General features: G+C 63.3%; 19 protein-coding genes. 4 read left to right on the top strand and 15 right to left on the bottom strand.

The window, feature by feature from the left end; all coding sequences use genetic code 11:
* Nucleotides 1-17: 17 nt before the first annotated feature.
* The 9 genes from ACO076_RS12895 to ACO076_RS12855 form a co-directional block, all read right to left on the bottom strand.
* A complete protein-coding gene (locus tag ACO076_RS12895; protein ID WP_421723236.1) occupies nt 18-1,706 on the bottom strand; it encodes an ABC transporter ATP-binding protein in 1,689 nt (562 codons plus the stop codon).
* A gap of 2 nt (nt 1,707-1,708) precedes the next feature.
* Nucleotides 1,709-2,878 (bottom strand): ABC transporter permease, encoded by a 1,170-nt coding sequence (locus ACO076_RS12890; protein ID WP_421723235.1) that lies wholly within the window; start codon nt 2,876-2,878, stop codon nt 1,709-1,711.
* Nucleotides 2,879-2,882: 4 nt separating this feature from the next.
* Nucleotides 2,883-3,881, bottom strand: coding sequence for an ABC transporter permease (locus ACO076_RS12885; RefSeq protein ID WP_421723234.1), 999 nt, complete (start codon nt 3,879-3,881; stop codon nt 2,883-2,885).
* A gap of 79 nt (nt 3,882-3,960) precedes the next feature.
* On the bottom strand, nt 3,961-5,856 hold the full coding sequence (locus tag ACO076_RS12880) for an ABC transporter substrate-binding protein (RefSeq protein WP_421723233.1): 1,896 nt from the start codon (nt 5,854-5,856) through the stop codon (nt 3,961-3,963).
* A 56-nt stretch (nt 5,857-5,912) separates the two neighbouring features.
* A complete protein-coding gene (locus ACO076_RS12875) occupies nt 5,913-6,740 on the bottom strand; it encodes a sugar phosphate isomerase/epimerase family protein (RefSeq protein WP_421723232.1) in 828 nt (275 codons plus the stop codon).
* Nucleotides 6,737-7,753, bottom strand: coding sequence for a hydroxyacid dehydrogenase (locus tag ACO076_RS12870; RefSeq protein ID WP_421723231.1), 1,017 nt, complete (start codon nt 7,751-7,753; stop codon nt 6,737-6,739). Before ACO076_RS12870 ends, ACO076_RS12875 begins: the two co-directional genes overlap by 4 nt.
* A gap of 157 nt (nt 7,754-7,910) precedes the next feature.
* Nucleotides 7,911-8,948: a LacI family DNA-binding transcriptional regulator gene (locus ACO076_RS12865; protein ID WP_421723230.1), complete on the bottom strand. Its 1,038-nt coding sequence runs from the start codon at nt 8,946-8,948 to the stop codon at nt 7,911-7,913.
* A gap of 95 nt (nt 8,949-9,043) precedes the next feature.
* Complete coding sequence (locus ACO076_RS12860) at nt 9,044-10,717, bottom strand: acyltransferase (protein ID WP_421723229.1); 1,674 nt, start codon at nt 10,715-10,717, stop codon at nt 9,044-9,046.
* 71 nt (nt 10,718-10,788) lie between these two features.
* Nucleotides 10,789-12,210 carry an amidase gene (locus ACO076_RS12855; protein WP_421723228.1) on the bottom strand — a complete coding sequence of 474 codons (1,422 nt, stop codon included), beginning with the start codon at nt 12,208-12,210 and terminating at the stop codon, nt 10,789-10,791.
* Nucleotides 12,211-12,344: 134 nt separating this feature from the next.
* Here ACO076_RS12855 and ACO076_RS12850 point away from each other — a divergent pair, with 134 nt between their 5' ends.
* From ACO076_RS12850 to ACO076_RS12840, 3 genes are read left to right on the top strand one after another with little or no spacing between them, the layout of a single operon-like run.
* The gene (locus tag ACO076_RS12850; RefSeq protein ID WP_421723227.1) at nt 12,345-13,322 is read left to right on the top strand and encodes an ABC transporter permease; all 978 of its coding nucleotides are present in this window, start codon (nt 12,345-12,347) and stop codon (nt 13,320-13,322) included.
* Between the two features lie 6 nt (nt 13,323-13,328).
* A complete protein-coding gene (locus ACO076_RS12845) occupies nt 13,329-14,258 on the top strand; it encodes an ABC transporter permease (RefSeq protein ID WP_421723226.1) in 930 nt (309 codons plus the stop codon).
* 1 nt (nt 14,259) lies between these two features.
* Nucleotides 14,260-16,008, top strand: coding sequence for a dipeptide ABC transporter ATP-binding protein (locus ACO076_RS12840; protein ID WP_421723225.1), 1,749 nt, complete (start codon nt 14,260-14,262; stop codon nt 16,006-16,008).
* A 47-nt stretch (nt 16,009-16,055) separates the two neighbouring features.
* Here the strand turns inward: ACO076_RS12840 and ACO076_RS12835 are convergent, their stop codons facing one another.
* Both ACO076_RS12835 and ACO076_RS12830 read right to left on the bottom strand, forming a co-directional pair.
* Nucleotides 16,056-17,633, bottom strand: coding sequence for an ABC transporter substrate-binding protein (locus tag ACO076_RS12835; protein WP_421723224.1), 1,578 nt, complete (start codon nt 17,631-17,633; stop codon nt 16,056-16,058).
* Nucleotides 17,634-17,779: 146 nt separating this feature from the next.
* The gene (locus ACO076_RS12830) at nt 17,780-18,496 is read right to left on the bottom strand and encodes a hypothetical protein (protein WP_421723223.1); all 717 of its coding nucleotides are present in this window, start codon (nt 18,494-18,496) and stop codon (nt 17,780-17,782) included.
* 91 nt (nt 18,497-18,587) lie between these two features.
* Between ACO076_RS12830 and ACO076_RS12825 the strand changes: the two genes are divergently transcribed.
* A complete protein-coding gene (locus ACO076_RS12825) occupies nt 18,588-19,145 on the top strand; it encodes a MarR family winged helix-turn-helix transcriptional regulator (RefSeq protein ID WP_421723222.1) in 558 nt (185 codons plus the stop codon).
* 27 nt (nt 19,146-19,172) lie between these two features.
* Here ACO076_RS12825 and ACO076_RS12820 read toward each other — a convergent pair whose 3' ends face one another.
* The 4 genes from ACO076_RS12820 to ACO076_RS12805 all read right to left on the bottom strand — a co-directional run bounded on the left by ACO076_RS12820 (nt 19,173) and on the right by ACO076_RS12805 (nt 23,709).
* A complete protein-coding gene (locus tag ACO076_RS12820) occupies nt 19,173-20,258 on the bottom strand; it encodes an ABC transporter ATP-binding protein (RefSeq protein ID WP_421723221.1) in 1,086 nt (361 codons plus the stop codon).
* Between the two features lie 90 nt (nt 20,259-20,348).
* Entirely contained in the window at nt 20,349-21,815 is a 1,467-nt protein-coding gene (locus tag ACO076_RS12815) for an extracellular solute-binding protein (RefSeq protein ID WP_421723220.1), read from the bottom strand.
* 23 nt (nt 21,816-21,838) lie between these two features.
* Nucleotides 21,839-22,843 (bottom strand): carbohydrate ABC transporter permease, encoded by a 1,005-nt coding sequence (locus ACO076_RS12810; protein WP_421723219.1) that lies wholly within the window; start codon nt 22,841-22,843, stop codon nt 21,839-21,841.
* Complete coding sequence (locus ACO076_RS12805) at nt 22,840-23,709, bottom strand: carbohydrate ABC transporter permease (RefSeq protein ID WP_421723218.1); 870 nt, start codon at nt 23,707-23,709, stop codon at nt 22,840-22,842. The genes ACO076_RS12810 and ACO076_RS12805 overlap by 4 nt, the downstream gene beginning before the upstream one ends.
* Nucleotides 23,710-23,853 lie beyond the last annotated feature (144 nt).

Genomic DNA, 23,853 nt, shown 5'->3' with positions numbered 1-23,853 from the left:
ACTCCACAGGTTTTGGTTCAGGCGGCGGCGAACAGCCGACGGTGGGAGGGATCACTGGAGGGAACCGCCGCAAGAAGCTGGCGGGTATAGGCTTTTTCCGGTTGCTCGCAGATCTGTGCAGCCGTTCCGGTCTCGACGATCTCGCCACGGTGCATCACCGCGATCCGATCGCAGAAATAGCGAACCACGCCCAGGTCATGACCGATGAACAGGAAGCTCAGATTGAATTCGTCCTGCAGCCGGAAGAGCAGATCGAGGATCTGGGTCCGGATGGTTCCGTCGAGCGCCGACGTCGCCTCGTCGGCGATGATCAGGCGCGGATTGACCGCCAGCGCCCTGGCGATGCAGATGCGTTGTCGCTGGCCCCCGGAAAAGGCGTGCGGATAGCGCCGCATCATCTCGGGCGGCAATCCCACCCGTTCCAGAAGCCACGCGACGCGATCGGCGATCTCCGCGTTCTGCACACCGTTGACCGCCATCGGTTCGGCGATGATCCGATAAACCGTCATCCTCGGATTGAGTGAGGAAAACGGGTCCTGGAAGATCATACGGATTTCGGCGTTCAGCTTGTTCCGACGCAACGCGTCACGCGCGAACAGCTCGATCTCGCGAGAGTCGCCGGCGTTGTAGATGGCCGAACCGGTCTGGGCCTTGACCAAACCGACGATGGCTCTGGCGAGCGTCGTCTTGCCGGACCCGCTCTCCCCGACGATGCCGAGGTTCTCGCCTTCCTTCAGATCGAAGGACACATCCTTCAATGCGTCGACCTTGACCGAACGCCGCCTGATGAAGCCCGAGGACGAGCGGAAGGTTAGATTCACGTCCCGCACCCGAAGGATCGGCTTCGCCGTCTCCTCGTCGGATGCGTCTCGATCGTGGCCGCCGGTAACGCTGAACTTGGACGACGCGCCGATCAGTTGCCGGGTGTAGGCCTGCTGCGGCGCGTGGAAGATCTGGGCGGCCGGCCCGGTTTCGATCATCTCACCGCGGAACATCACCGCCACCCGATCGGCGACTTCGGCGACCACGCCGAGATCGTGGGTGATGAACAGAACGGCCATGTTCATCTCGCGCTGGAGCGCGATGACCAGCCGCAGAATCTCGGCCTGGGTCGTGACGTCGAGCGCGGTGGTCGGTTCGTCAGCGATAAGGATGTCCGGACGACAACTCAGCGCCATGGCAATCATCGCTCGCTGACGCATCCCGCCGGAGAACTGGAAGGCATACTTCTTGACCGCCTCTTCGGGCTGCGGGATTTGAACCTGACGGAGCAGATCGATCGCACGTTCCTCGGCGGCTTCCTTTGTCGTCTCGTTGTGCAGCCGGATGGCCTCGACGATCTGATCGCCGATAGTGTGAACCGGGCTGAGGCTGCTCATCGGTTCCTGGAAAATCATCGCGATCCGGTTGCCGCGGATCGTACGGATCGCGTCGCTGTCGGGTGCCATTTCGGCTATGTCGACCGGCTGGTCACCGTCGCGGAAGATAATGCGACCGCCGGTGATGATCCCTGGTCGCGTGATCTGCAGTAGCGCTCGACCGGTCACCGACTTGCCCGACCCACTTTCCCCGACAACGCACAGCGTCTCGCCGCGCTTCAGGCTGAAAGAGACGTTGTTGACGGCCTTGATCGACTGACCGAGGAGCCGGAACTCGACCGACAGGCCGCTGACCTCCAAGGCGTTGTTGTTGGGTTCGACGGCCACGGTCAGCTCGTTTCCCGATACGGATCGGCCGCGTCGCGCAAACCGTCGCCGACGAAGTTCATCGCCAGCACGGCAATGACGATCGCGACCCCCGGCCACAAGAGCCATGGAGCGGTCGCCAGTGAGCGGATGTTCTGGGCCTCCTGCAGGAGTACGCCCCAACTGATCACCGGCGACTGCAGGCCCAGACCAAGGAAGCTGAGGCTGGTTTCGGCGAGGATCATCACCGGAACGGCAAGGGACGCCGCGGCGATGATGTGGCTGGTGAAGGCCGGCACCATGTGGCGCAGGATGATGCGAAGGTCTCCGACGCCGTCGAGTTTCGCGGCCGCGACATAGTCCTCGCTTTTGAGCGCGAGGAATCGACTTCGCACCACGCGTGCCAGCTCAGTCCAGCCGATCAGGGACAGGATCACGGTGATGGCGAAATAGATCTGGAGCGGCGACCAATCACGCGGCAGCGCTGCCGCAAGCCCCATCCACAGCGGGATTGCCGGTAGCGATCGAAGGAACTCGATCAGGCGCTGAATGATATCGTCGATCCAGCCACCGTAGTAGCCGGAGATGCCACCGATCAGGATGCCGAGCACCAGACTGAGGATGATGCCGACAAGCCCCACGGACAGGGTGATCCGAGCACCATAGATCACCCGCGACAGCACGTCCCGACCGAGGCGATCGGCGCCGAGGAGGAACATGACGGCGCGCCGCCCCTCGACGCCGAACAGGTGACGATCCCATTCGAACAGGCCCCAGAACTCGTAGCTGGTGCCCTCCGGAAATAGCTTGATGTAGTACTTGACCGACTCGTCGACGGCGAATGTCCGGCGCAGCACCTCTGGATCAACCTCGACCTTGTAGCCGTGAACATACGGCCGAAACGCCCACGAGCCGTCTTCGTTGGTATCGATCCAGTGGATCGCCTGCGGCGGCGCGTAGGTGTAGCGCGCGTTGAACTCATGCGGATCGGTCGGCGCCAGGAACTCGGCGAAGGCCGCCATCAGGTAGAGAATGCCGAGGACGATCAAGCTCGCGACCGCCAACCGGTGGGCGCGGAACCCCCGCCAGATCAGCTTCGCCTGGCTCTCGTTGCCCTGCAGCCCGCGGACGCGACCGTCCAGTTCCGGTTCGGCGGCGACCGGTGCGTCGGGGGTAGCGGTGGTTTCGGCCAACGCCCTACCCTTCCTTCAACGCACCGATCCGGATGCGCGGATCGATCCAGATGAGCAGAAGATCGGACACCAGCGTGCCAATCAGCGTCAGCACGCCGATGAGAAGGATGAGCGCGCCCGCCAGATGCATATCCTGGGTCAGCAGCGCCCTGAGCAGGATCGGCGACAGGGTCGGCAGGTTGAGCACGATGCTGGTAACGATCGAGCTGGAAATCACTGTCGGCAGCAGCCACCCGACGGTCGCCATCAGCGGCGTCATGGCGACCCGCACGGGGTAGCGCATGACGAGCACGCGCTCCTTCAGGCCCTTGGCGCGGGCGGTCACCACATAGGGCTTGTTCAGTTCGTCGAGCAGGTTGGCGCGCAAGATGCGGATGACATGCGCCGCCCCGCCCGTCGCGATCACCAGCACCGGCGCCCAAACGTGCTGGAGGAAATCCCAGAGGCGCTCGAATGACCAGCGGGCGTTGGCGTACTCGGCGGAGAACAGGCCACTCACCGCCGATCCGGTCCATAGATAGGTCAAGTACATGATCAGCAACGCGAGCAGAAAGTTCGGCACCGCGAGACCGATGAAGCCGAACACGGTCGCCGCCATATCGCCGATCGAGTACTGGCGCACCGCGGCGTAGATACCGATCGGGATCGCCATGCCCCACAGAACGACGATGGCCAGCATCTCGACCAGCAGCGACATGCCGAGGCGATCGCCCATGATCCGCCCGACCGGAGCGCTCATGTTGAACGAGTAGCCGAAGTCACCCTGAAAGATGTTGCCGATCCACAGCAAGTACTGCATCACGAATGGCTGATCGAGACCGTATTGCTGGCGTAGCCGCTCCACCAATTGCGGATCGATGTTCTCGCCCCTCGACGCCAGTTCGGCGAGATAGGAAGTGAGAAAGTCGCCCGGCGGAAGCTGGATGATGAAGAAGCAGACGAACGACAACGCAAAGACTGTGACCACCATGGTGGTCAAACGTCGCGCGAGGTATCCGAGCATCGCTTCTGCCCTGCTCCCGCCAGCCTGCGCCTTGGTTGCCGGCCGGTCACAGCTGGACCGACCGGCAGCATCCTAGCGCCTATTGCGCCTTGAACAGAACCGATGTCTCCATCGGGCCGGGATTCGGGTAGATCCAGGCATGCGGTTGATCCTCGGGGATGTTCCGCATTTCGTTGGTCGCGATGCCGTAGCTCTTCGGCGGCAGGGAAATGCCGATCACGTAGAACTGGTCCACCGCAATATCGAGGATCTCGTTGAACAGCCTATCTTTTTCCTCCTGGCTGGTCGCTGTCTTGAGCTGGTTATAAAGATCCTGCTGCCGCTTCACGGCTTCGGGAGGCTCGGTCGCGAGATCGCCGGTCGGGTCAAAGAGCGTCGCCGCCCAGCGGATGGCGAACGCGGACTCGGCATTGAAGGGCATGTAGTAGCGCGGATCGAGGATCGCGTCGCCGAGACCACCATCGCCCTTCCAGATATGCGCCATATGCTGGTTGGAGTCCTTCTTCTCGTAGACAAGGCTCCGCTCGGCCTTGCGAACGTCGAAGTCCACACCGACCTCGGCCCAGTGCGCCTTAACCAGCTCGGCAATGTCGAGGAACACCGCCAGGTCAGACGTCACGTCGGCGCGAATGCTGATCGGCTGGCCATCGGACGTGAGTCGGATGCCGTTTCCGTCGCGTTCGGTCAGACCCATCGCGTCGAGAAGCTCGTTGGCCGTGTCCGGATCGTACTCGGTGTACTGCTTGGCAAGCGTCTCGTTGTAGTAGGGCGACGTCGGCCGCGGCGCGGCCTGATAGGGTTCGCCCTGCCCCGCATAGACCACGTCGATGATCTCCTCGCGGTCGATGGCATGCGACAGCGCGATGCGGAAGTCCTTGTTGTTGAACAGTTCGTTGAACACCGGATCATCGACGTTCAAGTTTAACTGGATCATCGCAGTGTTCATGTCGGCCGGGATCGTGTCGTAGAGCCGATAGCCGCCGCTCTCCTGGCTGTCGAAGAACACCGGCTTGTTAGCGACCGAGTCGATGTGCCGGTTCATGAAGTCGATTTCCCCGGCGATCCCCTTCAGCACGATGGCCTCGGTATCCTCCACCTGAGTCATGTTCAGCCGGTCGATATAGGGAAGCTGGTTATTCTCCGAGTCGACCTTGAAGTAGTAGGGATTACGTTCCCATACGACCTCAGTGTTGATGCCGTCATACGGCTCGACCATCACCCAGGCCCACAGCGACGGCCGGTCTGCGTCGAAATTGCGATCGACGCCACAGCGGTTGCGCATATGCTCGCCCCAACCGGCGGCACCGGCGGCCTGAGCGTTGGCCTCGGCGTCAGGATTGTAGTCCGGATGGAACTGCGAGCAGTACTCCTTCTGAAAGCGCAGGAACTGGCCGCCGTTGACCGAAGCGATGTTCTCGAGAAGCAGCCCGTTGGGCTCGCTCGAGGTTATGACCAACGTGGTGTCGTCCTTAGCTTCGGCGGAGAGATCGAGTGCGAAGGCCGGCTTGGCACCGACGAACTCCGGATGCTTGATCACATCCTCGAGGGCGAACACCACGTCTTCGGCGGTAAACGGCTTGCCGTCCGACCAACGGTGTCCCTCGCGGAGCTTGAAGGTGAATACGGTGGCGTCGTCATTGACCTCCACCGACTCGGCGACGTTCGGCACCACCTTCGCCCAGTCGAAGTCGTACCGCATCAGCGGGTCGTATCCGACGGTCCGGCGAATCCAGCCATTGTCGAACGTCCCTTTGAGCGCCGAACGCCACGTTCCGCCATAGGTCCCGATCTCCGCCGGCGACAACACCTGCGGATTGGACGGCAGACGCTCGCCAACGGGCGGCAGGTCGCCGGCCGAGACCCTTTCGGTGAGCATTGGCGATTCATTGTAGTCGGCCAGCGCCGCCGGGGCGCAGGTGATCATCAAGGCGGCCGCGATCGCCGCCGGTATGGAGAGTTTACGTTTGGATGTCATTGCTTCCTCCCATTTAAGGTTCATAGTCCGGCGGCCTCCCACCACCGGCGTGGCGGTCAAGCTGTCGCCACCTCTGCTTTGCCGATCCGCTCGGCGACAATCGCCTTCAAGACGCGGGCGTCGGCCAGGAACTGGTCCGGATCGTCACCACGCACGAATTCGAGAAACGCCCAGCGAGCCCCGGAGAACTGGCCGGCTGTTCCGATGTCTGCCTGCCCCGCGCCCGACAGGATCGCATCCCAATAGGCAGACCCCTCCGACAGCGGCCGGCGTTCCTTGTCACCGGTCCAGTAGAACACATGGAGGTGCGCGAGCTTGTCGGCTATCGCCGATAGATCGCCTATGCAGTCGTCAACCGGCTGATCGGGCACGGGCTGCCAATAGGTGAAACAATTCGGATGATTGACTTCGTCCAGAAGCCAGCGCGCGCCGGCGCGATGATCCGTCAGTGTGTTGGGATGATACTCCAGCGACACCGCGACGCCGTGGCCGGCGGCCGTTTCACAATAGTCCCTGATGATGTCCGCGATCTCCCGTCGCTGATCGGCGGGGGTTTCATGGAAGCCGCGATCCCCGGCCCAGATACGGACGGCGTTCGCACCCAGTGCCAAACACGTGTCCAGCACGGGCGCGAACGCCTGGGAGGAGCCGGACGCGCCGGCACGAACGTAAGAACCAAGGGTGGGCACGGACAGACCGGCATTGGCGCAACCGTTCGCGACACGCCGCGCGGATTCCACATCACCCGGCACCACGTGAACGTCGCTCGCCCACTCGATGCCGGCCAACCCCGCCTTGGTCGCAAGATCGATGATCTCCGGGGGTTGCAGCCCACGAAACGTGACCGAACACAGGCCCGGCTTCAGCTGAACCGCTCCGGTCATGCCGCCGAGCTCCACTTCTCCGCGACGAGTTCGTGCTCCAGGCGCCCCTCGCGGGCGTAGAGGTCGATCTCCGACAGCAGCATATCCGTCATGCGATGGATTTCCTTGCCGAGCGAGCCGGCAATATGCGGTGTGAGGACCACGTTCTCCATGTCGTACAGTGGCGAGTCCGCCGGCAGTGGCTCAGGGTCGGTCACGTCGAGCACTGCGCTGATCCGCCCGGTGTGAAGCTGCTCAATCAACGCATCGTGGTCGATCAGCTTGCCTCTGGCGGTGTTGATCAGCAAGGCGCCGTCACGCATCAGCGCAAGCTGCTCCGCACCGATCATGCCTTCAGTGTCCGGCAGCGACGGCGCGTTGACCGACACGATTTCGCTGATCTGCAGCAGCTCTTCGAGCGAGACCTTGCGCGCGCCATAGCCGACAGCCGTCCGTTCCGACACGTATGGATCGTACACCACCACATCGAGATCGAACGGCCGAAGCAATTCGATCAGATGGCGCCCCACGCGCGAAGCACCAACGATCCCGATGGTTTTCTCGCGGTTGCCGAGATGATCCTGGGCAAACCGGTTGGCACGATCAAGTCGATCCCGCTGGTCCCGGTAGCGCCGGACCCAGCCGAAATTATCTTTGTTCCACAGAAGGATGTGGGCGAGCGTGAACTCGGCCACCGGCCGTGCATTGGCGGCCGCGCAGGTGGTGATCCGCACCCCTTTGGCGAGCCAGCCGATGTCGACGAAATGCTTCACCGAGCCGGCGGCGTGGGCGATCAGGGAGAGTTTTGGAAACTGCGGTCGGAAGTCCGAGGAAAGATAGGGCGCGCGCCATCCGGTGATCAGGATCTCCGCCGCCGCTGCCGCCGGATTGTCGAGAACCGCGTCGAGGGTTCCGGCGGGACAAGGATCGATGACATCGCACAACGCGTGAAGGCGGTCGAGCTGCTCCGGCAAGAACTGGCCGTCGAACGTTATCCTGGGCATCAGCACCAGCGCTTTCGGTCGTTTGCTCACGTCTTCCGTCGGCAACGTCGTCCCCCCTCGCTGCGTTCACTATGCAGACTTTCGAGGGATATGCAAATTTCCAATCATGCAATTTTTGCATAATGTACGAACGGCGCCTCAGCACGCGCGAGCCGGCGAGACGCATTGATGAGTGGCGTATTTTCAGTCAGGCGTTGATACGCCGCGCGGATCCGACGCTGTCGCGAACCACCAGTCGCCCGCCGATCTGAACCTGCATCGGCGATCGGCCGCGGGTCGCGGCGCGACGCTGCAGGATGCTGATCGCCTCGCGACCGATCTCCCGCCATTCGATCCGCACCGTGGTGAGGCTCGGAGAAATCATCGTGCTCATCGGCATGTCGTCGAAACCGATGACCGACATGTCGTTGGGAACGACAAGGCCGAGCGACTGCAGCGCCTGGATCGCATAGATGGCGATAGTGTCGGTCGAACAAAACATCGCCGTGGCAGCCTGACGAGCCTGTTCTTGGAAGTTCGCGATCTCTCGGACCAGCCGTTCCGGCTGTCGGGATTTCACGTTCAGAACCGCGACGCTTGCTTTTCCTCGACCGAACTCCGCCACGCCGGCTTCGAAACCGTGCTGACGCCGCATGAGCGTCCAGCGCGCATGACCGGAAACATATATGAGCCGGCGATGCCCGCGACTGATCAGGTGTTCGGCGACCATGCGCCCGCCGAAGAAATTGGCTGGCGCCACGCAATCGGTGGCCATCCCGGGGTCCAGTCCATTGACAAGCGCCATCGGCACGTTCCGACCGCTGAGGTGCCGCAGCACCGCCTCGTCCGGATCGAGACCGACAAACAGAAGGCCGACCCGTTCGTCGGCGTTGGCCGCGAGATCGTCCGGCAACGGATCGTCGACCGGCCGCATATGAATTTCCAGCGGGGCGGCGAGCGACCGACTTCGCTCCTTCAGTCCCTCTAGAATGTCCTGATAGATGAACGACAGGCTGGTGGTCGCACCGCCGAGCGCGACCAGGGCCACGATCTGCTCGAGGTTGTGTCGCTCGGTTCGCCGACTTCGGTAGCCGAGTCTGGTCGCCGTATCGCGAACCTGCGCCCGGACATCGTCACTGATGTGCGGCGAGTCGGCCAAGGCTCGGGAAATCGTGCTGACCGAGATACCGAGCGCACGGGCGATGTCGGCCTGAACCGGACCTGATGTGTTGCGACCGCGTGCCATGACCATCCGCGACTGAGGAGATTGCCGCGACATCAGGTTACGGCAGATCGTGCAAATTTTGCAAGCAGTATTCTTTTTCAGTCGAGCCGAACCCCTCAGGCGGCGCGCGTCGCTACCCATGCCGGTTCCGCGCGATGCACTCCGACCAGCCGGAACGGAAGGCCCCGGTCAAGGCCGAGGTAGTCGGCAATCAATGCAACGATCGACAGCCACATCTCGGTTCCCTGTAGACCGGGGTCCTCACCGCGCTGGAATGGGAAGCCGAGACCCGGTTGCCAGTGATCGAGGATCGGATCGATCGTCGCCACCATCAGGGCGCGGATTTCGTCGGCGCGATAGCTGGTCTGGCGCGCGCAGAGCCACAACGGATGAACGACATCGAGCACATTGCATGCGGTGAATCCCTTGCCTCGGAACCCATCGTTTGCCCGCGCGTGACCGAGCACTGTATCGATGGCTCGCTCCGGATAGGGCAGCGGCAGATCAAACTGAGCGTAGGTCCCCCGGGTCAATCGATAGAAGCCGTTGACCGGAAGCAACCAGTCGCCATTGTCCGCTACTGACCACATGCCAGTTGTCTTGTCCGCATGGATATTCAGCCACCCGAACAATGTCGCCAGGTCCGGCTCAAGACCGAAGTGCTTGGCGTTGGCCATGAACGCCGTCCCCAGCGCATCGACACGCGCCCCGGCGCCCCAGCCGTTGGTTCGCCATGTGCCGGCGGCAAGCCAATCCGACAGCGCGTCGCCGCGAAGGCTCTCGGCCCAGGCAATAGGATGCGCAAAATGGCTGTCGAGGCACTCCAGGGCGTAGCCGATGCAGAGGATGTTGTAGAGCGTGTCGCCATCCGGGTTGCCCGGTGGCTTGCGGTCCTCCGCCGCCATCGCCGGCGAAAAACATAGGCCGGTCGCCGGATCCTGATCGGCGCTGAGGTGCTCGATCCAGCCAGGAGCGTCGAGTGGTGGCGGCACCGCGCCGAACATCGCAGCGATCTGAATGGCGTCGCAGTCCGGCCGCAGTGGTGACTTTTCGTCGTTGCGCGGATCGCTATAGAGGCGCTCCCGGCCATTGACGGTCCGGCGGGTGGTTCGTGCTGCGTCCAGGACGGCCGACCATTCCCGTTCGGCGATTTCGCCAAACGCGGTCAGCTTCTTCTCCTCGGAGCGCGCCTGACTGCCTCTCGCATCGCCGTTGCGACGATCGCGCACGATCCGCGCCGGGTTGCCCGCAACGATTGCATAGTCGGGCACGTCGCGGGTCACCACCGCGCCGGCGCCGACGATGACGTGATCGCCGACGGTCACCCCATCGACAATGACGGCATTAGCACCGATCCATACATCGTCACCGACGACGACACCCTTCGCCCGCGTGCCCTGGCTGCGCACCGGCTGGTCGTGGCGATCGTAGACGTGATGAAAGCCAACGATGGCGGCCCCGGCGGCGACGCGAACATCGTCGCCGAGGTGAACATCGCCAAGGACCGAGCTGTTCAGGTTGAGCGAGCAATGGTCGCCCATCCGGACCCGATGGTTCAGCCGGACGCCGGCGGCGATCAGGCAGTTCCGCCCAACCACGAGTTCCTCGGTGAGGACATAGGCACGCGGCGAAACGTACCCGCCCTCGCCGATAGTGACCTCGCGTTGATCGGATAACGCCTGCCGGAAAGCCGCCTGAGCCGTGCGCTCCGCTTCGGTCGCCCGCCGATCGAATTCCCATGGATGAGCGTCGTAGTCGGAGTGCAAAATTTGCTGAGGGGTGTGGGTCATACGGCGACACTACCGATGGCGCGCCACAGGGCAAGACCAAACCTTCGGCTTCGTTTGGAACGGGCGCCTCGTTAAGCCGAGACCGGCGGACGTTGATCGATCCATGGCCGCACCGCCTCGAGCTGCGCCGCGACGCGGATCAAAGTCGCTTCATCGGTGGGACGACCGACAAGTTGCACACCGATCGGCAAGCCATCGGCTGACCAGTGAAGCGGAAGCGACATCGCCGGTTGGCCGGAAACGTTGAACAGAAAGAGATAGACGCCGTCGGTCCATTTCGCATTGTACGCGTCGTAGTCCGGCTCCGACATGTCCCAGAAGCCGAACGGACGCGGCGGCTGGGTCAGAGTCGGCGTCAGGTAGACGTCGTAGGCGGCCAGATCGGATGCGATCTCCCGGGAGAAGACGCGCACGCGCTCGACATCGATCGAGTGCTGGACACCGCTCAATGACCGACCCCGTTCGATGGTGGCAAACACCGTCGGCGCAACGTCGTCGGCGGCGACCGATCGGCCGATCCTTTGCGCCGCCTGATCGAACACCATCGCGTTCTGAACGGCGACGACCTGGGTGTAGACCCGCCAGACCTCATCGGCGTCGACTGCAAGCGCGTGTTCCTCGACCTGGTGACCCAGTTCAGCCAGCAGGTCCGCCGTGGCGACGACAGCCTCGACAAGCTCCGGATGAACGGCCCGATCATGCGGCGCCGTCGTCGTGAAGCCGATCCGAAGACGTCCAGGGTCGGCGCCCACTTCCTCCCGCCATGGCCTAGCCGGCGGCGGCGTATTGTACGGATCACCAGGAAGGCTGCCGGCGGTCACATCGAGGAACGCGGCCGTATCGCGAACGGTTCGCGACACGCACAGGAACTGGGCACCGCCGTAGAAGAAGTCGGCCTCGAACGGCGCTCTGGTCGTCCGGCCCCGACACGGCTTCAGGCCGACCAGGCCGCACTGCGATGCTGGCCCGCGGATAGAACCGGCCCCGTCACTCGCCTCCGCGACCGGCAGTAGCCGCGCCGCGACCGCGGCAGCCGCACCGCCGCTCGAGCCGCCGGGCGAAATCCCTTCCTTCCAGGGATTGTTGGTCCGGCCATACATCGCCGGTTCGGTGGTGAGCGCCCACCCCATCTCCGGCGCGTTGGTCGACCCGACGAGGATGACGCCGGCTTCTTTCAGGCGCTGGTTAAGCACGGAGTCCTTCTGCGCGACGACATCCCTGAAATAAGGACAGCAACTGGTTTGCGGCTGCCCCTGCCACATGCTCCCCAGTTCCTTGATGGCGTAGGGCACCCCGTGAAACGGGCCGTCGGGCACACCCTCCGCCACCTGACCACGGGCGTGATCGAACGTTTCGTAGATCAACGCGTTCAGGCCCGGATTGATCTGCTCGATCGCAGAAATAGCGGCGTCGACCACCTCCAGCGCGGTCACCTCCCCGCGCTTGATCAGATCGGCAAGACCCAACGCATCGTAGGAACCGTAGTCATCCATGCTGATCCCCTCCCAACCGGCGGTCACGGGCTCCTGTGTCAGCGATATCATCCCCCACCGCCGCGTGGTGATCTTTCTTCGCAGCTGGACTACGGTGGTCGGCCGGAAGGCAAAGAAGAGTCGACGGCAGATCCGTGACGCGTTTCGTCCTGGCCCGCATCGCCCAATCGGTGTTCGTGATGTTTGCCGTCGCGTTGATCGCCTTTGCGTTGTTTCGTTTCGTCGGCGATCCGGTGGCCCAGATGGTCGGGCAGGAAACCTCGATCGAGGACCAGGAGCGGCTGCGCGACCGCCTTGGCCTCAACGATCCGATCCCTGCCCAGTTCGCCCGGTTCGCCGGCAACATCCTGACCGGCGACTTCGGCTTTTCCTTCCGCACCCGGCAGCCAATCGGCGAGATGATCCGCGACGCCTTGCCAGCGACGCTGGAGCTCAGCTTCGTCGCCCTGATCATATCGCTGGTGGCCGGGATTCCGGCTGGCGTTTACACCGCGATCTATCCCGGCCGAGCCAGTTCGAGCGCAATCCTTCTGGTCACGCTGCTCGGCATCTCGGTTCCGACATTCGTGATCGGCCTGTCGCTGATCTACCTGTTCGGGGTGCAACTCGGCTGGCTCCCCACCTTCGGCCGGGGCGATACGGTCGACGTCGGCTGGTGGCGCACCAACTTCCTGACCATCGATGGCTGGCGCGCGCTGATCCTGCCGGCGGTGACGCTCGGGGTTTATCAACTCACCCTCACCATGCGGCTGGTCCGGTCCGAGATGCTGGAGGTGTTGCGGACCGATTCCATCAACTTCGCCATCGCGCGCGGGCTGCCCTGGCGCTCGATCTATTTCCGTCACGCGCTCAAGAACTCGCTGGTGCCGGTAATCACCATCATCGGCCTCCAGTTCGGCGGCGTGATCGCGTTCGCTGTGGTGACCGAGAGCGTCTTTCAGTGGCCGGGCCTCGGGCTCCTCTTTCTGGAGTCGATCCGTTTCGTCGATATCCCGGTGATGTCGGTCTACCTCATCCTGATCGCCTTCCTGTTCGTGCTGGTAAACCTGATCGTCGACATCCTCTATGTGGTTATCGACCCGCGAGTTCGTCTCGCCGGAGTCGGGGGCTAGCGGCCGATGCTGGCGCGAGCGGTGGCAACCTGGCGGCGACTGTCGGTCGAATCCGAACTCCTCTACCTCTTCCTCCACTCGCCGGCGGCTATCGTCGCCGCCGCCGTCGGGACCATCTTCGTTGTCGCCGCGCTGATAGCGCCGGCCATTGCCCCGACCGATCCCTTCGATCTCGCCTCGTTCGACTTACTCGACTCACTGCTGCCGCCCGCGTGGTCGTCCGGCGGCGATCCGCGCTTCCTGCTCGGCACCGATGATCAGGGCCGGGATCTGTTCTCGGCGATCCTCTACGGGATGCGGCTGTCGATCCTGATCGGTGCCACCGCCGTCGCGTTCGCGGTCATCGTCGGGGTTGGGCTCGGCCTCGCCGCCGGCTACATCGGTGGCCGTTTCGACACGATTGTCATGCGCATCGCCGACGTCCAGCTCTCGCTCCCGGCGATCCTGACGGCGCTGCTCATTGATGGCATCGCCCGTGGTGTCCTGCCCCGCCAGACGCACGACGAACTAATGTTCTTCGTCCTGGTGTTCGCCATCGGCCTGTCGCTATGGGTCAATTTCGCCCGAACCGCCCGCGCCTCCACCTTCGTCGAGCGCAATAAGGAATATGTCCAAGCCGCTGAGATCATGGGGCTTTCCCGGTGGCGGATTGCGGTGCTGCATATCCTGCCGAATATCCTCGGCCCGATCCTGGTGATCATGACCATCGACCTCGCGGTGGCCATCCTGCTCGAAGCGACCCTGTCGTTTCTGGGCGTCGGCGTTCCGGCCGATCAGCCGTCTCTCGGTGCCCTCATTCGCATCGGCACCAGCTACATGTTTTCCGGCGAGTGGTGGGTTGTCCTATTTCCCAGCGCAGCACTGATCCTGCTGATCATCTCCGTCAACATCATCGGCGACTTCCTCCGGGATGCGCTGAACCCGCGGCTGCGCTGACGTGGCCCTCCTGACGATCGACAACCTGACGGTCGAGTTCCCGTCCCGCTTCGGCGTCTTCACCGCCGTATCCGACTTCGACCTCACTCTGGAACGCGGCGAGATTCACGGCCTGGTCGGCGAGTCCGGCGCCGGCAAGTCGACCGTCGGCGCGGCGATCCTGGGGCTCCTGCCTGGCACCGGCCGCATTGCCGGCGGCTCGATCACACTCGAAGGTGAAGAGCTGACGCACCTCGACCAGCGGCAATGGCACGCGTTGCGCGGTAAGCGCGTCGGCATGATCTTCCAGAATCCGCAGACCAGCCTCGATCCGCTCTTCACGGTCGAGGACCAGCTCGTCGAGACCATTCGCCGACACAGCGACGTCAGCCACGACGAGGCGCTGACCCGCGCCCTGGCGCTGCTTGAGGAAGTCGGCATCCGCGATGCCCGCACCCGCATGCACGACTATCCACACCAATTCTCGGGCGGCATGCGCCAGCGCGTCGTGATCGCCCTGGTTCTCGCCTCCGACCCGAATGTGATCATCGCCGACGAGCCGACCACCGCCCTCGACGTCGCGATCCAGAACCAGATACTCGACGTCATCAGGGGCCTCGCCGCCAGTCGCGGCGTGGGGGTCCTGCTGATCACCCACAACATGGGCGTGATCGCCGAGGTCACGGACAGGGTGTCGGTTCTCCTCGACGGACGCTGCGTCGAGAGCGGCCCCACCACCGCTGTCCTTGGCAATCCGCAGGATCCCTACACGCGCAGCCTGATTGCTTCGGTCCCGCGGCTCGACGTCCGGTTGGAACGGTTCCCCGCGCCACTGCGCACGACGCGAGCGGACCCGGAGCCCACGTGGTCGGTTCCCGGAGCGAGCGCCGAGCTTGCGTCGGAATGGTTGCTCGAGGGCCCGAGTTCGGACCACGGTTCGGCGACAGCCAGTGCCCTCGACGTGGAGAACCTCACGGTCGTCTTTTCGGTCCGCCGCTCGCTGGTTCGCCCGCGCGCGGAAATCACCGCAGTCGACGACGTGTCGTTTCGCATCGACCGGGGCGAAACTCTCGGGCTCGTCGGCGAGAGCGGCAGTGGCAAGTCGACGGTGGCCCGCGCCATCGTCGGCCTGGTTCCGGGCCGCAACGGCCGCGTCCTTTTCGCGGGACGCGATCTGCCGCTGTCGCGCCGGCGGCCGGCCGACGACCCCTCCCGCCGCGAGATCCAGATGATCTTCCAGGACCCCTACTCCTCGCTGAACAATCGTTGGCGGGTCGGCGACATTATCGCCGAGCCGCTGCGGTTTTATCGCCTGGCGAAGAGCAAGGACGAAGCGCGGCGCATTGCGGCCTCGATGCTCCTGCTGGTCGGCCTGCCACAGGACGCGATGCTCAAATATCCGCACCAGTTTTCCGGCGGCCAGCGCCAACGCATCGCCATCGCGCGCGCCCTGGTGGCAAGACCCGAACTCCTGATTTGCGACGAACCGACATCCGCGCTCGATGTCTCGGTTCAGGCTCAGGTCCTCAACCTGTTCAAGGAGATTCAGGCCCGCTTCGGCCTGGCGATCCTGTTCATCAGTCACGACCTGCCGGTCGTCCGTCAGATGGCCGACACCGTTGCGGTCCTGCACAACGGCTCCCTGGTAGAGGCCGGCCCGGCCGAGCCGTTCTTCCGCAACCCGGCCAGCGACTACGCCCGCACATTACTTGCGGAAATGCCATCGCTGGCAATGCTCGCCGATCCGGAGCGGCTGGCCGCGGCGGAGTGACCGGGACACGCGGCGTTGATCACCCGGTCACCGAACGCGCGCTGATTTCAGTTCACCGTCACCCAACGCAGGATGAAAAAGTTGTCGGTGCGTTGGGTCAGATCGATGTTGTCCTTCGACCCCCACACCAGCGGCTGGATGTAGAGCGGCACATAGGCGACGTCATCGAAGATGATCTGGTGCACCTCGTCGATCATCGCCTGCCGTTTCGCATCGTCGAGTTCGGTCTGGATCATCGGCAGCAGCTCGTCGATCCGCTCGTTCGAGTAGCCGGCGAAGTTCCAGCTGCCGAGCTTCTTCTCCTCGTTGGGGGTTGCCACCAGGAAACGGATCGGGTGCTCGGCATCGAAGGTGCCGGGCGACCAGCCGAGGAGATACATGTCGAAGTTATCGGCACGCAGTTCCGGCCAGTAGGCACGGACCGGCATCGCGTTCAGCTTCGCGTCGATCCCGACCTTGGCGAGCATGCTGGCGACCGCGCGACAAATGGCCTCGTCGTTGATATAGCGGTCGTTGGGACACATCAGTCCGAAACTGAAGCCGTCGGGATAGCCCGCGTCGGCCAGCAGCGCCCGTGCTGCATCTTCATCGAACGGCAGACGCTCGCCGAGCGCCTCGGTGTAGCCACGCATCGCCGGGCTCACCAGCTGCGACGCTGGCTCGGCATTGCCGCGCATGATCCGGCTGATCAGTGCATCGACATCGACCGCCTGATAGATTGCCTGGCGCACCCGAGGATCGAGGAACGGGTTGGCGTCGCTCGTTTCGTCGGAGTACTGCAGCGCGTCCCGATCCAGTCCGAAGCCGAGCATGATGACACGCGCCTCGACACCCGGGTGAACGGTGAACCCCGGCGTCTGGCTGAGGCGCGGCACATCCTGCAGCGGGATCGGCTCGATGAAATCGATCTCGCCGGAGAGAAGCGCAGCAATGCCGGTGGCCTGGTTGGAGATCGGCGTGAAGATCGCGCGCGTGATGTTGTGCTCGGCTTCGTCCCACCAATCACCGTGAGGGACGAGCTCGGTACGGACGCCGGGATCGCGTACGTCAACCTTGAAGGCCCCGGTCCCGTTTGTATTGCGGGTGGCGTGATTTTCCTGCTCACGGCTCGGGCGGGCGCTGTCGTTGGCCTCGGACCAGTCCTTGTCCATGATCATGAAGTTGGCGATCGAGTCCGGAAACAGCGGGTTCGGTCCGCTGGTCAAGAAATCGACCGTGAAGTCGTCGACGACCTGGACCTCGGTCACCGGCGCGAACCACGAGCGAACGTCGGAGTCTTCCGACGAGGCCCGCTCGTAGGAGAACAACACGTCCTCGGCGGTAAACGGCGCGCCGTCGTGAAAGGTGACACCCTGGCGAAGATTGAAGCGCCAGCCGTCGGCGCCGAGCGGCTCCCAGCTCTCGGCCAGCGCCGGCTCGATCGCCATGTCCTTGTTGCGACGGACGAGCCCTTCATAAACGTTGTTGAGAAATCCCAGCACCGGTGCCGAGCTCGTCGCGTGGGGGTCCATGGTCTGGGGATCAGTCGTCGACGCCCAGCGGAACTCTTCGGCGTTCGCCGGCACTCCAAGAGCCGCGATGAGCGCGGCAGCGCCGCAAAAGGTGCCAAATGATCTGCGTGTCATATCGGACTCCGGAAAACTGAAGGTCACCGCCACCTTATCAGATCGCTTGCGGGCGATGCATACCCTCGCAGAAGCTTGATCGCCGGACAAACGGAGGTCGGCCGGGCCCATCAAGGCCCGTCCGACACTCGCTGTTCGTGCCACCGTCAGTCTTCCAGCATCACCCGCCCCGGCAGCGACAGGTCGCCGGACGCAACGTCATGCACCCCGGTGACGCAGAGGAGCGGGACCTCCCCGGTTTCGTTGACTTGCAGTTCCGCTGTGACCGCATCGAAGGAAACTCCCCCGGCTTCGGCGACCGGCACAGTGATCCGCGCAATACGGCCGTCGAGGATCGGGCTCATCCCTGGGCTATCGAGCGCGATCGGAAAGTACGGCGCCGTCGCCGGCAGGAGATCGACCCCCGGTGACACGTCCCGCACTTTCAGACCAGCACCGCAAGCTTCCGCCTCGACCAGCACGACCCAATGGGAATGCCAATCGGCACCATCGTTAGCCGGGTTGCCATCGCCGTTTTCGTCGTAAAGCGGCGTGTCGTCGAAATCGGGATGGGCGGTGATCGCCAGCGCCAGGATCCCTGACTCCGGATCGAAACCGATCGTCCCGGGGTCGAGGTTGGTCGGCCAGACATAAGCTTCAACCTTGGCGCCGGTGAGCTTGCCGATCGGCACCGGCTTCTCGCTGCCAGCAATGCCGGCAACCTCCATCGCGAAGGTCGCCAGCCGGCCGTCGGTCGAGGCGGTGGCCATCGTGATGTCGAAGGCCGGCGATTTCGTTGTGTCGGCTCCGCTGACGATGTCGTGGGCAGCGGCGCCGGATACAGCCGCCGTGGTCAACACGGCCGCAAGTACGAGAGGTTTCATCGGTATCTCCATTAGTATCGAGTCGATACATTGTCCATAGCCGAACGAAATCGCTCTTGCAAGAATTGTTTTGAGTCGATACCATTTTTTGATGGAACCCGTCGATGACATCGCCGTGCTGTTGGAGCGGATCGGCCGCATCCTTCAGAATGAATCCCATGCAGAGGGCCTGAAGCCGACGCAGTGGGAAGCGCTTCGCTTCCTCGGGCGCGCCAACCGTTTCTCGCGCACGCCGTCCGGACTGACCGCCTATCTCGGGACAACCAAGGGAACGGTGTCGCAGACGCTGAACGCGCTGGAGCGGAAAGGACTGGCGACGAAGCATATCGATCCCGCCGACCGGCGGCAGGTGCGGATCGACCTGACGCGGAAGGGCCGACGGCTGCTCAAGAACGACCCGATCCTCGCCCTGATGGAATCATCCACATCCCTGTCGGAACACGATCGTGGCGAACTCACCGGAACCCTTCAAACCCTGTTGTCGGAAGCGCTGCGCCGGCGCGACGGCCGGCCTTTCGGCGTCTGCCGGACCTGCCGGTTCTTCAGAGCCGACGACCCGAACGGCGCGCCACATCGCTGCGCCCTGCTGAAGGTTCCCTTGTCGGCCGACGACAGCGGTGAGATCTGTGTGGAACACGAGACAGTCTGAGCCGAAGCCGACCCAGTCGGCGCGTGACTACAGCGCCTTGCCGCTCTGCCGGTCGAAGACGTGCATCTGGGTCATGTCGAAGGTGACCGACGTCGGTTCCTCCGGTGCGCAGGGATAATGGGCGTCGACCTGAGCGGTGATCTTGGTATCTGCAACGAAGCCGACCACCAGCGTGTGGGCCCCAAGTGGTTCGACGGCCTCGGGCGTGATCGTCGCGACGGCCGGGCCCTGGTTACCGCCCGCCATATGCTCCGGCCGCAGTCCGAGGGTCACGGCCTGGCCCGTGTGGTCGCCATATCGTTCGTGACGATCGGCCGGCACCGGCAGGTCGGTACCGTCTTCCAGCCGCACCGCGAGACCGCCGTCCTCCGCGACCAGCGTCCCGGGCATGAAGTTCATCGCCGGAGAGCCGATGAAGCCGGCGACGAAGACATTTGCCGGCCGTTCGTACAATGTGATCGGGTCGGCGAACTGTTCGATCACACCGCGATTCATCACCGCCACCCGGTCAGCCATGGTCATCGCCTCGGTCTGATCGTGGGTAACGTAGATCACCGTGTTCTCGAGGCGCCGATGGAGCCGCTTGATCTCGCTGCGCATCTCGATGCGGAGCTTGGCGTCGAGGTTGGAGAGCGGCTCGTCGAACAGAAAGACGTCCGGATTGCGGACAATCGCTCGGCCGATCGCCACCCGCTGGCGCTGGCCGCCCGAGAGCTGCTTCGGACGGCGGTCGAGGTACTCGCCGATGCCGAGAATCCGTGCGGCATCCTGCGTCCGCTTCTCGATTTCCTCGCGCGCCTCACCGCGCACCTTCATGCCGTAGCCGATGTTCTGGCGCACGGTCATATGCGGATAGAGCGCGTAGTTCTGGAACACCATCGAGCAGTTACGCTGGCCGGGCCGGACCGTCGTGACGTCCCGCTCAGCGATCCGCACGATGCCGGCCGACGCATGTTCGAGCCCGGCAACGATCCGCAAGGTCGTCGTCTTACCGCAGCCAGACGGACCGACCAGGACGACGAATTCCTTGTCGTCGACCACCAGGTCAAGATCGGGGATGACGACGACTTCGCCAAACCGCTTCTGGACTTTGTCGAGCGTTACGCGGGCCATCCATAGCTCCGGCCAATGGAAGAAATGTGGGCGTCGGCCCGGTGAACACCCCCACCGGGCCGACACGAGGTCGTGGTGGGCTGACCGCCCTTACTGAAGCGCCGGGAGACCCATCGAAGCCCGATAGGCGGCGAGTTGCTCGTCGCGGCCGAACTCCTCTGTCAGAGCTTCCCACTCGGCGGCGATCGCATCGAGCGCTTCCTGCGGCTCGACGTCACCGGCCAGCGCCTTCGACAGCTCGATCTCCAGCACTTCGGTGTAGTTGAAGTAGCCGGGAATGCGCATGTCGAGGGCGACGTTTTCCGCGTCGAGGCTGCCCTGCTGGGTGGCGAGATACTGGCGCGCCTCCTCCGCGGAGAAGATGTCGCTCCAGGCATCGACGTTCTCGAAATGGCTCAACCGATACGGATTGACGCCGGAACCGCCGGTCAGCGCCGCCTGCAGGCTGTTCTCGGGATTCGTCAGCCATTGGATATAGTGCCAAGCCGCGTCCTGGGCCTCGCTGGCGCTCGGAACCGCTGTCTGCCAGCCACCATAGGCCATGAACGGCGAGTAGATCACGTCTTCGAACGTGTCCCACTGATTAGTCCGATAGTTCCAGATTTCCCGTGAACCTGGGATGATGTTCGACCCGACGTTGCCGGCCACCTGGCTCTGCTCCGGATCAGCGCCGATCGTCCCGGTATCGCCCCAATCAAAGTTCATGGCGATCCGACCGCCGGCAAAGGTAGTGCGGATATCGCCGGAGTTGAAGTTGAGCGCACCCGGCGGCGAATAGTCGAGGCTCTTCTTGTAGTCCTCGAGCGCCTTGAGCCATCCCGCATTGTTGATCTGAGGCTCCATCGTCTCCGGATCGAAGAACATGGAACCGGGGTTGTCCGGGTGGTTGGTGTACGACGCCGCGTGGGTAAAGAAGAACCAGAATTGCTGGCCGCCGCGAACGAAGGCCTCGGCGGTCCCCCACAGCTCATCCTCCGGTCGGGTGAAGAACTCGGCGATCTCGTAGTATTGTTCCCACGTCTCCGGCGGGGCCAGATCGTAGCCGTACTTCTCCTTGAAAGCCGCTTGCTCGTCCGGATCGTTGAACAGGTCCAGGCGATAGGTCAGCGCGTGTAGGTCGCCGTCCATGGTCTGCGACAGGAACTTGCCATCCCATTGCATCAGCCGATCGCGATAGACGTGATGGATGTCTTCCCAGTGCTCGTCTTCGCGGAGTGTCGCGGGCATCTCAGAGAGATACGGCGAGAAGTCCGGCAGCCACGCCGGGGCGAAGCTGATCACATCGAACGACGCATCGTTCTGCACCATTGCCGTCAGATATTTGGTCGGAAGCTCGCCGAAGGGAAATTCGATGATGTTGATGGTGCCGCCGGTTGCTTCTTCCCAGCTCTCCGCCGCCGCCTTGTGGGCGCTGGCGATGAACGGACCGGTCATCGACCCGACGTTAAGGGTCACGCCGTCGAAGTCCGGCGCGTCCTGGGCGATCGCCGCCGAGCTCATCAGAACGGCGAACAATCCGCCGCCGACAAGAGCGCCAAGCGCTTTACCTGTATGCATAGGTTCCTCCACTTTCTTGCGATCTACTTGATAGCACCGATAACCAGACCCGATCGCATCAGTCTGGCCAGCAAACCCGCCAGGACAATCATCGGCACCAGCGCGACCATGGCGGCGACGGCAACCGCCCACCATTCGTCACCGCGCACCGAGTTTTGCCCGGCCAGCATGATCGGCAGTGTCTGCCAATCCGAGGTCGTTAGAAGTAGGGCGAACAGAAACTCGTTCCACACAAACCCGACGGTAATGATCGAGACTGCGATCAGGCCCGCCCGGGACATCGGCAAAACGATCTCGAAGAAAATGCGGAGCCGCGGCACGTCGTCGACCAGCGCCGCCTCCTCGATTTCCAGCGGCAGCGACTGAAAGAAATCGCGCATCAGCCAGATCACGATCGGCAGCGAGAACGATGTGTAGGCGAGCACCATGCCGTGATACGTGTCGAGGGTCTTGAAACCCTCCTGCCCGAGTTCCGAATAGAACAGGAACAGCGCGAACGCCGCCACGATCGGCGGGAACATGCGCTGCGAGACGAACCAGAAGAGAACGTCTTCGTTACCGAGCGTCGGACCCGGCAAGGGCAATCGATTGACGAGAACGGCGACAGGGACCGCGATCACGAACACCGCGCCGAGGGCCGCCGACGGCGAGAAATCGAAACCCTCGGTCAGCCAAACGAAACCGCCGATGGCGATAACGGCGAAGATGATCCCGGAGAGCAGACGCACCCGGAACGTGAATCGCACCAATGCGTAGGCCGCCATCGATCCGAACAGAACCGACACGATGGTGGCGCTGATGCTGATGATCGCCGAGTGGAGGACCGGCTGGAAGAAATTGCCGCGCACGCCGGTCGCAGTGTCGATGTACGCCTTCAGCGTCGGCGTGAAGTCGACCCAGGGCAGATAGGTGGCGCCGCCCGATACCGCCTGCGGCGGCTTGAACGAGGTAATCAGCGTCCAGTACAGCGGGAACACCGTGAAGATGAACCAGACGAGGCAGAGGCCGAGGATCACGGTGCGGATCATCGGCTGCGCTCCAGATACGGCCTGAGCAGCGCCAGATAGATCGTTCCGAAAACGATCACGGTGATCAGGAACAGAAAGCTCAGCGCCGACGTCTGGCCGATGTTGAACTTCTTGAAGCCCTCCTGATAGGCGAACAGCGTCAGCGTTTCGGTCGAGGTTCCCGGCCCGCCCCCGGTCAGCACGAACACCGTGTCCATGATCTTGAAGCTCTCGATGATCCTGATGAAGATCACCGCCGCCGAAATCGGCAGGAGCATCGGAAACGTGATCCCCCAGAACTGTTGCCACGGCGTCGCCGACTCAATCTCCGCCGCCTCGTAGACATCGCGCGGCAGCGTCTGCAGCCCGGCCAACATCAGCAGGATCACGAATGGCGTCCATTGCCAGACCTCGACCGTGATCAGGACGCCCTTCGCCCATGTCGGGTTGGTCAGGAACGGCAGGTTGGGCAGCCCGAGCAACGTCAGGAAATCGTCGACCGGACCGATCGTGGAGTTGAAGATCATCCGCATGATCAGCGAGATCGCGATCGGCGACATCAGCATCGGGATGAGGAAGGTGACCCGGAACAGCCGCTCCCCGGGGATCTTGGCATGCAACGCCAGGGCGATCGCGAACCCGATGATGTACTGAAGCGCGACGGCGATGAAGACTATGGTGGCGGTGTTGATGACTGCGCCCCAGAACCGCGCGCCGGTGATCAGGTCGGCATAGTTGTCAAAGCCAATGAAACGCGGCGGCCGCGGCGGAACGAGCCGGAACGCCTGGAAGCTGGCGACCAACGAATAGATCAACGGAAAGAGCGCGATGATCAGGACGACGAGAAACGCCGGCCAAATGAACACATACTTGATCGGTTCGCGCACCCAGTTCCTCCCGGCGCCCCGTGTCGCCCTTGGCGACATTTGTCGTTCTCATAGCACATGTGTACCAGAGCCGGCTCGCGTTTTCTGACACGCGGGAACGCACCCGCACATGACCATGATCGGCGCGGAGAACCGGAGGCTCAC

The organism is Bauldia sp., from assembly GCF_965232525.1.
In the GTDB taxonomy this organism is placed as follows: Bacteria; Pseudomonadota; Alphaproteobacteria; order Rhizobiales; family Kaistiaceae; genus Bauldia.
The sequence above is the reverse complement of the archived record's forward strand: the minus strand, read 5'-3'. Positions and strand labels throughout refer to the sequence as shown.

Bases quoted from the DNA above. Each gene is read 5' to 3' on its own strand.
- ACO076_RS12815 (WP_421723220.1), bottom strand. From the start codon at position 21,815: ATGCATACAGGTAAAGCGCTTGGCGCTCTTGTCGGCGGCGGATTGTTC.
- ACO076_RS12880 (WP_421723233.1), bottom strand. From the start codon at position 5,856: ATGACATCCAAACGTAAACTCTCCATACCGGCGGCGATCGCGGCCGCC.
- ACO076_RS12835 (WP_421723224.1), bottom strand. From the start codon at position 17,633: ATGACACGCAGATCATTTGGCACCTTTTGCGGCGCTGCCGCGCTCATC.
- ACO076_RS12825 (WP_421723222.1), top strand. From the start codon at position 18,588: ATGGAACCCGTCGATGACATCGCCGTGCTGTTGGAGCGGATCGGCCGC.
- ACO076_RS12820 (WP_421723221.1), bottom strand. From the start codon at position 20,258: ATGGCCCGCGTAACGCTCGACAAAGTCCAGAAGCGGTTTGGCGAAGTC.
- ACO076_RS12885 (WP_421723234.1), bottom strand. From the start codon at position 3,881: ATGCTCGGATACCTCGCGCGACGTTTGACCACCATGGTGGTCACAGTC.
- ACO076_RS12845 (WP_421723226.1), top strand. From the start codon at position 13,329: ATGCTGGCGCGAGCGGTGGCAACCTGGCGGCGACTGTCGGTCGAATCC.
- ACO076_RS12875 (WP_421723232.1), bottom strand. From the start codon at position 6,740: ATGACCGGAGCGGTTCAGCTGAAGCCGGGCCTGTGTTCGGTCACGTTT.
- ACO076_RS12830 (WP_421723223.1), bottom strand. From the start codon at position 18,496: ATGAAACCTCTCGTACTTGCGGCCGTGTTGACCACGGCGGCTGTATCC.
- ACO076_RS12860 (WP_421723229.1), bottom strand. From the start codon at position 10,717: ATGACCCACACCCCTCAGCAAATTTTGCACTCCGACTACGACGCTCAT.
- ACO076_RS12865 (WP_421723230.1), bottom strand. From the start codon at position 8,948: ATGGCACGCGGTCGCAACACATCAGGTCCGGTTCAGGCCGACATCGCC.
- ACO076_RS12855 (WP_421723228.1), bottom strand. From the start codon at position 12,210: ATGGATGACTACGGTTCCTACGATGCGTTGGGTCTTGCCGATCTGATC.
- ACO076_RS12810 (WP_421723219.1), bottom strand. From the start codon at position 22,843: ATGATCCGCACCGTGATCCTCGGCCTCTGCCTCGTCTGGTTCATCTTC.